General features: G+C 71.9%; 9 protein-coding genes. 1 reads left to right on the forward strand and 8 read right to left on the reverse strand.

Annotated features, from left to right (window positions below):
- Positions 1-2 precede the first annotated feature (2 nt).
- From GQF42_RS05205 to GQF42_RS05230, 6 genes are all read right to left on the reverse strand, one after another.
- Positions 3-716 carry a nucleotidyltransferase family protein gene (locus GQF42_RS05205; protein ID WP_158918080.1) on the reverse strand — a complete coding sequence of 238 codons (714 nt, stop codon included), beginning with the start codon at positions 714-716 and terminating at the stop codon, positions 3-5.
- A 39-nt stretch (positions 717-755) separates the two neighbouring features.
- Positions 756-1,757, reverse strand: coding sequence for a GDP-mannose 4,6-dehydratase (locus tag GQF42_RS05210; protein WP_158918082.1), 1,002 nt, complete (start codon positions 1,755-1,757; stop codon positions 756-758).
- 30 nt (positions 1,758-1,787) lie between these two features.
- Positions 1,788-3,155 carry a hypothetical protein gene (locus GQF42_RS05215; RefSeq protein WP_158918084.1) on the reverse strand — a complete coding sequence of 456 codons (1,368 nt, stop codon included), beginning with the start codon at positions 3,153-3,155 and terminating at the stop codon, positions 1,788-1,790.
- The gene (gene pelF, locus GQF42_RS05220; RefSeq protein WP_158918086.1) at positions 3,152-4,648 is read right to left on the reverse strand and encodes a GT4 family glycosyltransferase PelF; all 1,497 of its coding nucleotides are present in this window, start codon (positions 4,646-4,648) and stop codon (positions 3,152-3,154) included. The genes GQF42_RS05215 and pelF overlap by 4 nt, the downstream gene beginning before the upstream one ends.
- 120 nt (positions 4,649-4,768) lie before the next feature.
- Positions 4,769-6,898: a hypothetical protein gene (locus GQF42_RS05225; RefSeq protein WP_158918088.1), complete on the reverse strand. Its 2,130-nt coding sequence runs from the start codon at positions 6,896-6,898 to the stop codon at positions 4,769-4,771.
- A 398-nt stretch (positions 6,899-7,296) separates the two neighbouring features.
- The gene (locus tag GQF42_RS05230; RefSeq protein ID WP_158918090.1) at positions 7,297-7,821 is read right to left on the reverse strand and encodes a hypothetical protein; all 525 of its coding nucleotides are present in this window, start codon (positions 7,819-7,821) and stop codon (positions 7,297-7,299) included.
- Between the two features lie 450 nt (positions 7,822-8,271).
- Here GQF42_RS05230 and GQF42_RS05235 point away from each other — a divergent pair, with 450 nt between their 5' ends.
- Positions 8,272-9,189 (forward strand): SGNH/GDSL hydrolase family protein, encoded by a 918-nt coding sequence (locus GQF42_RS05235; RefSeq protein ID WP_199272575.1) that lies wholly within the window; start codon positions 8,272-8,274, stop codon positions 9,187-9,189.
- A 61-nt stretch (positions 9,190-9,250) separates the two neighbouring features.
- Here GQF42_RS05235 and pgm read toward each other — a convergent pair whose 3' ends face one another.
- Both pgm and GQF42_RS05245 read right to left on the reverse strand, forming a co-directional pair.
- A complete protein-coding gene (gene pgm, locus GQF42_RS05240; protein WP_158918092.1) occupies positions 9,251-10,891 on the reverse strand; it encodes a phosphoglucomutase (alpha-D-glucose-1,6-bisphosphate-dependent) in 1,641 nt (546 codons plus the stop codon).
- Positions 10,892-11,387: 496 nt separating this feature from the next.
- A complete protein-coding gene (locus GQF42_RS05245) occupies positions 11,388-12,236 on the reverse strand; it encodes a chitosanase (RefSeq protein ID WP_158918094.1) in 849 nt (282 codons plus the stop codon).
- Positions 12,237-12,283 lie beyond the last annotated feature (47 nt).

Here is a 12,283-nt window from a genome sequence, read left to right on the forward strand (position 1 = left end):
ACTCAGGCTCCCTTGAGCAGGAGGGACTTGCGGCTGGTGAACTCGGCGTTGGCACGGTCGTAGTCGTCGGGGCGGCCGATGTCCAGCCAGTAGCCCTCGAACTCGTAGGCGTGCGGCGGATTCTGGCCGCGCAGCAGGTCGAGGACGAGTTCGTCGATGCCGAGCGGCAGGCCCGCCGTGTAGCCGTCGAGGGTGTCGCGGCTGAGGCCGTAGACGCCCATGGAGACGCGGTAGTCCATGCTGGGCTTCTCGGTGAATGCCACGACCCTGCTCGCGTCCGTGGTCAGGACTCCGAAGTCGATGTGCACCTTGCGGACGTAGGTGGCGATGGTCAGCGGTGCGTTCGTCTCCTGGTGCCGGCGCAGGACGGCGGCGAAGTCGAGGTCGGTCAGCACATCGCCGTTCATCACGAGGAAGGAGTCGGGAAGCCGGTCCTTGAGGTTGAGCAGCGGGCCGAGGGTGCCGAGCGGGCTCTCCTCGGTGGCGTAGTCGACGGCCATGCCCCACTGGGAGCCGTCGCCGACGTACGCCCTGATGATCTCGCCGAGGTGGCCTATCGCGAGGGTGCAGCGGGTGAAGCCGGCCGTGGACAGCTGGCGCAGCACGATCTCCAGGATGGCGTGCTGGTCGCCGATCGGGACGAGCGGCTTGGGCAGCGCGGTGGTGTAGGGCCGCAGCCGGACACCCTTGCCTCCCGCCAGGATCACTGCGTGCATGGGGCTTCTCCTTCGAGGAAGAGACGTCGTGCCGACGGGTCAGACGTTGTAGATGCCGGTCTTGTAACGGGCCAGGTTGGCCGGGTCGCGGAAGAACTCCACGGTGTGCGCCAGGCCTTGCTCGAGGGTGTGGGCGGGCTCCCAGCCAGTGGCCTCGGTGAGCCGGGTGGCGTCGGCGACGAGCCGCATCACCTCGGAGTTCACGGGCCGGATCCGCGCGGGGTCCTCGCGGACGTCGAGGGTGGTGTCCATGACCTTGCCGATGAGCGCGACGAGGTCGCCGATCGAGATCTCGCCGCCCGTACCGGCGTTGAAGGTACGTCCGACGACCTTCTCGGCGGGCGCGGTGCCGACGGCGAGGAAGGCCTGGGCGGTGTCCCTGACGAAGGTGAAGTCGCGGGTGGGACGCAGGTCGCCGAGGGTGGGTGTGCGCTGCCCAGCGGCGACCTGGCCGATGACGGTCGGGATGACCGCGCGCATCGACTGGCGCGGCCCGAAGGTGTTGAAGGGCCTCAGGGTCACGACCGGGGTGCCGAAGCTCGCGTGGTAGCTGTCCGCCAGCCGGTCCCCGCCCGCCTTCGAAGCGGCGTACGGGGACTGGGTGTTGACGGGGTGGTCCTCGGTGATGGGGACGGTCCGCGCGGTGCCGTAGGTCTCACTGGTGGAGGTGTGCACGAGCCGGGGTGTGCCGAGCGCCCGCGCGGCTTCCAGGACGTTGAGGGTGCCGGTGACATTGGTCTCCACGTAGCTGTGCGGCGCCCGGTAGGAGTACGGGATCGCGATCAGGGCGGCCAGGTGGTAGGCGGTGTCCGCCCCTTCGAGGAGGGCACGGACCGAGCCGGGGTCGCGGACGTCGCCGAGGACGATCTCCACGTGGTCGAGGACATCGGGGGCGAGGGTCTCCAGCCAGCCGTAGGAGGAGAAGGAGTTGTACTGGGCCATGGCTCTGACCCGGTGTCCGCGGGCGACGAGGGCCTCGGTGAGATGGGAGCCGATGAACCCCTCGGCTCCGGTGACGGCGGCAAGCGGTGCGGAGGTCAACTGGTCAGTCCTTCCGGTGGATTGGACGGTTCAGGCGTGCCGGGCGGGGCGGCCGAGCAGTGCCAGCGTGTACGCGACGAGACACAGTGCGGCGGCGGCGCAGGAGAGCGGCAGCGCGGCACGGCCCGGTGGCAGGTGCAGCAGCGTGACCGCGCCGGCGCCGGCCGCGGCGGCCGTGCAGAGAACGGCCGGTGGCCAGGCCGCCCCGAATGCCTGGAGCAGCAGTGCGGTCCACAGCGTGGCCGCGAGCAGCAGCAGGGGGGCCGGTGCGGCGCCGGTGAGGAGTGCGGCGGGCAGCAGCGGCAGGAGATAGCCGAGCAGGCACAGGCCGAGGACGGCGGCGGAACGCAGGCGGAATCCCGCGGGCGTGGCGGTGGCGCGCAGGGCCGCGACGGCGAGGCCCCGGTAGCGGTACAGCAGCCACTCGGCGGGTCCCATGCTCACGGTGAGGACGATCACGGCGTACGGCTCCTGCCGCCCTTCGAGCAGGACGAGCACGCCCGCGGCCAGCCCGAACAGGCCGTACGGCAGGGACGCCGAGAGCCGGGGCGGGGTGCCGTCGGCCGCGGTGGCGGCGAAGGCGCCGCGCAGGGCGTGGGCGGTGACGGCGAGCGTGGCCAGCAGGGCGAGCAGGGGCAGTGCGGTGCGCAGCGCGGGGCCGGGCTCCCACCAGGGCAGCAGTGCGGCGCCCGCGACGAGCGGTGTGAGCGCGGCGAGCAGCTGCCGTTCCCGGGCCAGCACCAGCAGGACGCCTGCCGCCGCGAGGTAGAGCGACTGGGCCGCCGCCATGAGGAGCGCCGGGCCGCCGCCGGCGAACGGGACGGCGCCGGCCGTGGCGAGTGCCGCGCCGAGGGGCGCGCCGGCCAGGAGGGTGCGGGCCGCCTCCCGGCGGCCGGTCGCCATCCGCACGTAAGCACGGTGGCCGAGCGCCTGGCCCCACGCCCACGACACCAGCCCGGCGACGATCGGCGCGGCGGCGTGCCGGCCGGGGTGCCACAGGGGCACGGTGATCAGGTAGGCCAGCCCCGGCAGGGCGAACAGCACCCCGCGTAGCAGACAGCGCAGGTGGTCGGGGCGCCAGGGGTCGGCCGCCCGCGCGGGCTCGGGGAAGGTGCGGGGCACCTGGTCGTAGAGGGCGGCGGCGAGGGAGAACAGGTCCGGGTGGCCGTAGCCTTCCTTGATCTGGTCGGCGGTCAGTCCCTCGGCCTCGAGCAGGGCGGCGACTTCGTAGGGGTGGACCGCGGGGCCGACGCGGTCCGCGAGATCGGCCGCGAGGCGGCTGACGGCCTCCCGCGTCCGCGGGCGGTTCTCACGGGCGCAGGCGGGCGTGCCGGCCAGCCGGAGGGCAAGGGTGTCCGGTCCGGTGCCGCCGGGTTCCAGGGCCATCGGTCCGCTCATCCGGCCAGGCTCCCCACTCCGGCCGCGATGGCCTCCACTGCCGACGTCCTTTCCAGCACGGGGAGTTCGAGATATATGGAGCGGAAGGTGTCGATGGTCTGGCGCAGGGTGAACTGCTCGATCACACGCAGCCGGGCCGCCTCGCCCATCTTCCTGCGCCGCTCGGCGTCGCCCAGCAGCTCCAGCGCCGCCTCGGCCATCCGGACGGGGTCGCGCGGCGGGACGACGAGCCCGGTGTCACCGACGGCCTCGCGCACCCCGCCGACGTCGGTCGAGACGGTCGCCCGGCCGCAGGACATGGCCTCGATGAGAGTGAAGGGGAAGCCCTCGCTGATGCTGGAGAGCATCACGACGTTCCCGGCCGCGTAGGCGTCCTTGATGTCGTCGACCCGGCCCTCGAAGGTGACGGCGTCCGCGTGCCCCAGCTCCGCCGCGAGCGCCGCGCAGCGTTCCCGGTACGCCTCTCCGCCACGCGGTGTGCCGCCGAACAGCCGCAGCCGGGCCTCGGGTATCTCGGCCCGGACCAGGGCGAAGGCACGGATCAGGGTCTCCAGGTCCTTGATGGGGTCCACTCGGCCGGCCCAGCTGAGGGTCGGGCGGTGGGGCTCGGGTCCGGCCGGCGGGAACGCGGCGGGGTCCACGCCGTTGTAGACCGTGCGAATGGCCTGCGGGTCGGCGCCGCCCTGTTCCTCCCACAGCCGGTTGTAGCGGTTGCCCGGGGTGATCAGTGCGGCCCGCCGGTAGCTCTCCTCGGCGAGCAGCCGGAAGAAGCCGAGGACGACGGCCTTGACCGGCCAGCGGTAGGGGGCGGTGCGGTAGCCGAGGTAGCGCTCGCGCAGATAGACGCCGTGTTCGGTGAGCAGCAGCGGGACGTCGTGGCGTTCCAGACCGGCAAGGCCGGGCAGGACGGCGACACCGCCGCTGACCGCGTGGGCCACACCGTGCGCGGGGGGCGGTGCGGCGAGCGGGCGCAGGGCGTGTTCGAGCAGGGCGGTGGCGGTGACCGCGTCGTGCAGGGTGGGCCGGGCCTCACGGACGGCGAGGCCCGGCCGGTTCCACACCGCGGTGAGGACGGCGAGGGCGCGGTCGCCGCGCAGGAACGGGCTCAGCGTTCCCTCGGCTGCGGCCCGGGCCAGGGCGTACAGGGCGGGCGCGAACTCGTCCTCGGCGTGCGGGTCGAGCAGCGCGGTCAGGAGACGTTCGTGGGCGGCGGCGAGCCGGCGCAGGGCCCGGCCCCGGGGCGGGCTGCCCTGGGGCGGGGCTCCCCACATGGGCACGGAGATCACCCGGTGGACATGGGCGGGCAGGTCCCATACGACGGGTTCGCGGCCGGTGCCGGTGACGGCTATGACGTCGAAGTCGAGGTCGGGCATGCCCTGGACGAGTTGGTCGCACCAGACGCTGACGCCGCCGTGGCTGTGCGGGTAGGTGCCTTCGGTGAGCAGGGTGACGCGCGCCGCGCCGGGGCGGCGCACGCCGTGGTGAACGTGCATCGACTGTGCTCCACGGCCGAGGTGTGGGGTGGTCGTGCGGGTTCGGGCCGCCGGTGGGCGGCCGGAACCCGGGCCGGTCGGGCGGCTGCCGCCGGACCGGCCCTCGGTGCGCAACGCCGTTCAGTGCTCCCGGGTGTAGGGGACCTGCTTCTTCACGCCGGCCGGAACCTTGGTGCGCGGGGCCGGTGCGGTGGCCTTCGCGCCGGTGCGGGCGGTGCCGGCCGGGGCGGCGGCGGAGTGGGGCAGGGTGAAGGTGAGCGCGGCGCCGGAGGAGGGCGTCCAGCCGGACACCTGGCCAGCGTAGGCGGTGCCGAAGGAGCCGGCGCCGATGGTGGTGCCGGTGGGCAGGCTCGCGGTGACGGCGGTGCCGTTCGGTGCCTGGACGGTGACGGCGTCGCCGATGCGGTAGGCGGTGACCTGACCGGCGTCGAGCGCGCTCTTCCACGCGGCCCGGCGCTGCAGTTCGGTACCGATGTCCTTCATCCGCAGGTTCACCAGCGGCGTGTTGTCCGCGAACAGGGCGTTGTACCCGTCGAGTACGCCGTTGAGGACGGGGTAGGCGATGCGGTCCTCGGCGAGGTTGGACTGGTGGATGTAGTGCGGTTTGGGGTCGTTGGACAGCACGTGCCCGAGGTCGATGCGGGTCTCCAGCGGCACGATGTAGTTCTGGTAGCCGGTGCCGGTGTCCAGCGGGGCCGGCAGGCAGGTGGTGGTGTCCGGGTTGTCCTCGCAGATCCCGCTGCCGCCCTGGGCGCGGCTGGTGTAGAGCCAGTTGTACTCGTCGGTCTCTTCGGAGGCGTGTCCCGCGTTGTAGAAGACGTTCATCGGGTAGCGCGGGACGGTGGCGGCCGGTCCGACCTGGCGCTGCCCGGGCTGGCGGGAGGCGTCCGCGGCGAGCCACTTGACGCCGTTGTCGGCGAGTGCGGGTGCCAGGTTGGGGTTGTCGTCGGGCTGCTGCGGCAGGATGTACAGGCCGGAGTGCTCGCCGGTGACCAACTCACTGTTGTCGAGAGGGAGTCCGTTGGCCTGGCCCCAGGCACGGTTGTTGGCGATCTCAGCGTCGATCGTCTGGCGGCTGACCCACTGGGTGCTGCCGTCGGGGTTGGTCTCGCACTTCCAGGGCACGACGGTGGTGTCCTGCTCGCAGCCGAGGAAGGCGTGCGTGTAGGTGTGGTTGACCCAGCGGAACTGGTTCCGGTCGGCGACGAGCCTGTCGGCGAGCAGGTCGGCGCCGTTGTTGTCCTCGCGCTGGTCGATGCTGCCGGAGCCGTTGTAGACGAGGTCGAGGGTGAAGTGGTGGCTCTGCTCCCAGGCGGTGGCGTAGTCGACGTCGGCCGGGGTCATCCGGATCGGGTTGGGCGTGGCCGAGCTGTTGGTGCAGTCGATGTCCCCGGGCGTGCAGTTGAGCTGGGTGTCCCAGCGGTCGTCCGAGAGAAACACGTCGTCCACGTGCACGGCGAAGTAGTTCCGGGAGGCGCCGAGGTGCACTCCGCCGGTCATCCACTCGACGATGCCACGGGAGAGCAGCCGGAACTGTTCCTGGTACTGGTTGTAGACGAAGGTGACGACCAGCTCGCGCCGTCCGTCGTGCCGGTACTCCCCGACCAGCGAGCCCTGGGTGGTGGTGCCGGGGATGGCGGCCTGGACGTACGGGGTGAAGTCGGCGCCGGGTGCCGGCGTCGACAGGTAGGCGTAACTCTCGCCCACAGAAGGCGAGTTGTCCTCGAACGGCACCGCGCCCTTGAGGTAGCCGAAGGGCCCGGACCTGCCCGCGTCGGTGACCTGGGCCTGCACGCCGTCGATGCTGCCGGAGTAGCCGCCGGAGGTGGGGACGTTCAGGCCGGCCTGGGGCCGGGCGTAGGTGTAGGCGTCGACCTGCGGGATCGCGTAGGTCTGTTCGTAGGAGGCGAGCGCGGCCATCTCGGCGCTGCCGGCCGCGAACGGGTTGTCGTTGGGCAGGACGACGGCCTGGAACTTGGCGCGCGGCCGGCCGTCGACGGTGTCGGCGAGGAATCCGGCATCGATGACCGGCCGGGCGGAGCTGGTGAGATCGACCTTGGTGTACGGCGTTCCGGCGGCGTCGAGTTCGGCGGCGATGGCGTCGGTGGCCGGACCACCGTCGCTCACCACCAGGACTCTGAGGTCGATGCGCGGTGCGGTGGTGTCGGCCTGCGCCGGGCCGGCCTGGAGGCCGAGCGCGGCGATCAGCGCGCCCACCGTCAGCGCGGTGGTACGGATGGTCCGCTTCATGCGGTGAAGTCCCCTCCCCGGGCAGGGGTGAGCATGGCGCCGCAGCGCGGACCCACCCCCTTGCGTGACGCCGGCATCCCCCTCAGAAGCCGGTCGTCGCCGCATCCGTCGCGTCACATGGTGATGGCTCTGTGTAGGTTTTGTGGTCAAGTTACGAAACCTGACGGAAAAGCGCGCGTTTCCAGGGGCAGTTGGAGGCAACCCCGGAAGCCGTTTTCCCGTCCTCCCCGAGCGGGAACGGTCTCGGCCGGACGGCCTTGGCCGCTGGTCCGGCCGCCGCACGACGCACCGGCGGACCATGGCGGTCCGCCGGGCGAGGAAGCGGTTGTCCGTGTCGCGCGGGGCGCTCGGCCCTGAGACCGATTCCGGTCACCCGGGCCGCGGAACCGGGGAGTCCGTCAGGCGCAGAGCACGCGCGTCTCGGGCGTGTAGACAGGCCCGCCGTTGGTGTTGGTGCCGTCGCTGAACTCGGCGTAGTAGTACGAGTAGAAGCCGATGTTGCCGTTGCAGCCGGAGTCGGAGGCGACCTGGAGGGTCAGCGTGACGGTGCGGCTCTGGCCGGGCGGGATGGTGGCGCCGTAGTTGCCGCCGAGGTTGGTCGGGCCGGTGCCGGAGCACGCGGCGGCACCGGCGGCAGTGGCCAGGCTGCAGCCGGTGAAGCTGTACTTGAGGTCCGGGCGCTGGGTGGTGAGCCAGGTCGGGTCGATGGTCTGGTAGACGAACAGGACGTCGTAGGTCTTGTTGTTCGTGATCGTCATCGACAGCTTGACCGTGCCACCGGGCGTGGTGGTGGCGCTGTCGGTGGTGAACGCGAGAGCGGCCGGCGCAGTGTCGGCACTGGCACCGGGAGCGAGCCCGAAGACGGTGAGGACGAAGGCGAGGACGGCGGTGAGACCGAGGCGTCTCAGCAGAGGTGATCGCATGGCCCGGGAGGCTAGGCACGCGGTCGCCACGACGTCTTCCCCGCCGCGACGGCCCCGAGCGCCGATCGGCCGAAAGTAATAACTGTGTGAAGAAGTTGCGATGACCATGTGACGATGCCGTGCGGGCCGTATCGGCGCACGCCGAGGCCGGGTGACACGAGGGGCTGACGGCCGCCACCGGCCCTACGGCGCTTTCGGTGACATTGGCGGGGAGGCGACGGGTGCACCCCCGGCGGAACCCGACCCACCGCTTTTCCGGTGGATCATTTCTCGGCCAACTGCCGCTTTTTAGCCGCGAGTTGCCGCGACGGGCAGTCTCGCCGGATGTGGATTCACCCGAGGCCGGCAGAGGCGGTCGGCACACTGCCGGGCAACTCGTTGTCTCCCGCTTCTGGTCGCCGTGACCTACCGGGCGGTATACAGACTCAGTCGAACCGAGGGGGAGGATTCATGACGAAGGACATACGTCCGGCGGACAGGACGAGAGGCCGACGGCGCGCCGCCGTGCTCGGGGTGGCACTGGGCGGTTGTGCCCTCGTCGCCGCCTCGACGACGCCGGCCGCCGCGCACTCCACCGGACCCGGCCGCGCTCTCGACTACGTGGCCCTCGGCGACTCCTACACCTCGGGCCCCGGCATCCCGGCCCAGGTGGACGCCAACTGCGCACGCTCCGACCACAACTACCCCTCGCTGGTGGCCGCACAGCACAAGGCGGCCACCTTCACGGACGTCAGCTGCGCGGGCGCGACGACCGCCGAGATGTGGCAGGCGCAGGGCAGCAACAAGCCCCAACTGGACGCGGTCGGGCGGGACACGGATCTGGTGACGGTCCAGATCGGCGGCAACGACGTCGGGTTCGGCCCGATCATCGCCACCTGCGCCCGGCTCGCCGCCCAGGACCCGACGGGCGATCCCTGCAAGCGCTCCTACGACGCCGACGGTTACGATCAGCTGGCCCTCGCTGTCCTCAAGACCGCGCCGAAGGTCGACAAGGTGCTGCGGGCCGTGCACGCCCGCGCGCCCCACGCCCGCGTGGTCGTCGTCGGCTATCCGGACCTGCTGCCCGACGACGGCACCGGCTGCTTTCCCCAAGTCCCGTTCGCAAAGGGTGATTTCCCCTATCTGCGGGACACCGAGAAGCGCCTGAACCTGATGCTGCGGCTGGTGGCCGCCGTCAACCGGGCCGAGTACGTGGACACATACGGCCCGACGGTCGGACACGACATGTGCAAGTCGCCCGCGGACCGCTGGATCGAACCGCTCCAGCCCGCCGCCCCCGCAGCGCCCGCACACCCCAACGCCAAGGGAGAACAGGCCATGGCCCAGGCGGTCCTGGACCGGCTCGGCCGGGGGCGCGGGCGGTACTGAGCCCGGCACCGCGACGGCGGCCGGCCGCGAACGGACCTGCGGCAGGCCGCCGTCGGCAGGCTCAGCCGCCGAGCGCGCTGTGCACCACGGCCTTGGCCTCCTCCTGGACCCGGGCGAGGTGGTCGGGCCCGAGGAAGGACTCGGCGTACACCTTGTAGACGTCCTCGGTGCCCGAAGGGCGGGCCGCGAACCAGGCGTTGTCCGTGGTGACCTTGATCCCGCCGATGGCGGCGCCGTTGCCGGGCGCCTCGGTGAGGACGGCCGTGACCGGCTCACCGGCGAGCGTGCCGGCGGTGACCTGGGCCGGGGACAACTTGCCGAGCAGCGCCTTCTGTTCGCGGGTCGCTGGGGCGTCGACACGGGCGTAGGCGGGTGCGCCGAAGCGCGCGGTCAGGCCGGCGTAGTGCTCCGAGGGGGTCTTGTCGGTGACGGCGGTGATCTCGGAGGCGAGCAGGGCCAGGATGATGCCGTCCTTGTCGGTGGTCCACACCGAGCCGTCGCGGCGCAGGAAGGACGCGCCGGCCGACTCCTCGCCGCCGAAACCGAGGGTCGCGCCGACCAGTCCGTCCACGAACCACTTGAACCCGACGGGCACCTCGACCAGTCGGCGCCCGAGATCGGCGGCGACCCGGTCGATCATCGTGGAGGAGACCAGCGTCTTGCCGATGCCCGCTGCGGCCGGCCACCGGTCGCGGTGCCGGTAGAGGTAGGAGATGGCGACCGCGAGGTAGTGGTTGGGGTTCATCAGGCCGGCGTCCGGGGTGACGATGCCGTGCCGGTCGGCGTCGGCGTCGTTGCCGGTGGCGATGCGGTACTGGTCGCGCCGCTCGATGAGCGAGGCCATCGCGTACGGCGAAGAGCAGTCCATACGGATCCGGCCGTCCCAGTCCAGCGTCATGAACCGCCAGGTGGGATCGGTGTGCGGGTGGACCACGGTGAGGTCGATGCGGTGCTGTTCGGCGATACGGCCCCAGTAGGCGACGGAGGCACCGCCGAGCGGGTCGGCGCCGATGCGCACACCGGCCGCGCGGATGGCGTCCAGGTCCAGCACGCTCGGCAGATCGCCGACGTAGGCACCGAGGAAGTCGTACCGCCCGGTCGTCTCCGCGGCGAGCGCCCGCGCGTACGGCACCCGGCGTACGTCCTTCAGGCCGCCCATGATGATCCGGTTGGCGCGGTCCTGGATCCAGGAGGTCGCGTCGGAGGCCGCGGGGCCGCCGCTCGGCGGGTTGTACTTGAAGCCGCCGTCGGCGGGCGGGTTGTGCGACGGGGTGACCACCACGCCGTCGGCGAGGCCCGAGGTGCGGGCGCGGTTGTGGGTGAGGACGGCGTGCGAGACGGCGGGGGTGGGCGTGTAGCCGTCGGCGCTGTCGACGAGCACGCTCACGCCGTTCGCGGCGAACACCTCCAGCGCGGTGACCTTCGCGGGCTCCGACAGGGCGTGGGTGTCGGCGCCCAGGAAGAGAGGGCCGTCGGTGCCCCGGGCGGCGCGGTACTCACAGATGGCCTGGCTGGTGGCGGCGATGTGGTCCTCGTTGAAGGCACTCGCCAGGGAGGAGCCCCGGTGCCCGGAGGTGCCGAACGCGACCCGCTGTCCCGGCTCGGCCGGGTCCGGGTGCAGCGCGTAGTACGCCGTGACCAGCCGGGCCACGTCGACAAGGTCCTCGGGACCGGCCGGCCGGCCCGCTCGCTCGTGCGGCATGAGTCCGTTCCTCCGTATCGGTGTGACGACATCGGGGTGATCGGCATCGCGGCGACCGGCTGCACGGTGGTCGACATCGCGGTGGTCGATCGCTCACCGACCATCTTTGCTCGTCAGGACCCTGACACGCGAGGGCGCCCGCTCCATGATCCGGTGTTTCGGCTCGCGGTGGGCGCGGCGGCCGGTGCGGAGGTGGTGCGAGCCCAGAGGGTACGGGCTCATCTGCTGGATCCGTCGGCCACACCGACCGCCGAGACCGCCCGGGCGTCGATGCCGTGCGGCCGGGCACGCGGCGCCGGCCATGGTCCTCACCCGGCAGGGCGCCACGTCGTTGCCGGTGCTCGTGGTGACACAGGCAAGCAACATCCTGGCCGCCGCCCCGGCGAACGCGATCATCCAGCGCATCACCGCGCGGCAGGCCGCCGGGCTGCGCCCCGGTGTCCCGGGAACCGCACCCGACGACCTGCCGCAGGCCTCCCGACCGACGTCCGCCGGATCAGCCGATGTGGTAACTGTCCCCGTACGTCTTCCAGTCGAGCGGGGTGTTCAGGTCGAGGTTGCCCTTGCGCAGGAAGACCCGCTGCTCGGTGTCGACCCGGCTGGTGTCGCTGTGCGCCTCCTCCTGCTTCATGGCCCACACCCGGGCGTCGAGGAAGGCGTTGAGGTACGTCGTCTCGTTGCCGCCCTGCGCCGGCGGCTTGGCGCTGCGCAGCGCCCGCTTGCGGATGTTGCTGAAGCTGGTGGGGTCGTCGCCGTCGCCGTGCATGACGATGGCGTCGTAGTAGCAGAACTGGCCGAGGGTGCGCAGGCCGTCCGCCTTGCCCTGGGCGACCGCGGGGTTGAAGTAGACGCGGTCGCGCTCGTCGTTCTGGCACTGCTGGAACACCGTGTCCTTGGCCGCCGTGCGCCAGTCCTTGGGGTAGTTCGGGTCGAGGCCGGCGTGCGAGTCGCTGCCGTTGACCTTGCGCAGGGCGGGCAGGTACTTGGCGAGGACGTTGCCGGGCTCGCGGTCGGCGTAGAGCTGGACGACGTCGAGCATGTCACCGGTGCCGGAGCAGAAGCCGATGATGCCGGCGGTGTAGCCGCGGCCGTCGCCGATGTCCTCGATGTACTTGTACTGGGCCTTCCAGTCGAGCGAGGAGTTCTCCGCGCTCGACACGAGTTCCATGGCGATCTCCTTCTTCGCCGGATCGTCGAGGCCCGTTCCGGCCGCCGGGGCGGACGGTGCCGCGCTCGCGCGCCGGGCTCCGAGCAGGGAACCGGAGGCGACGGCGGCGCCCAGCACGGCGACGACGGTCCGGCGGGAGACGGCGGTGGGGGCTGATTCACGGTCTGCGTGCACCACAGGGACTCCAAGTCAAGGCGGGGGGTGGGGAGTTGGTCCGTTCCGGC

This window comes from Streptomyces broussonetiae (genome assembly GCF_009796285.1).
Taxonomy (GTDB): Bacteria; Actinomycetota; Actinomycetes; order Streptomycetales; family Streptomycetaceae; genus Streptomyces; species Streptomyces broussonetiae.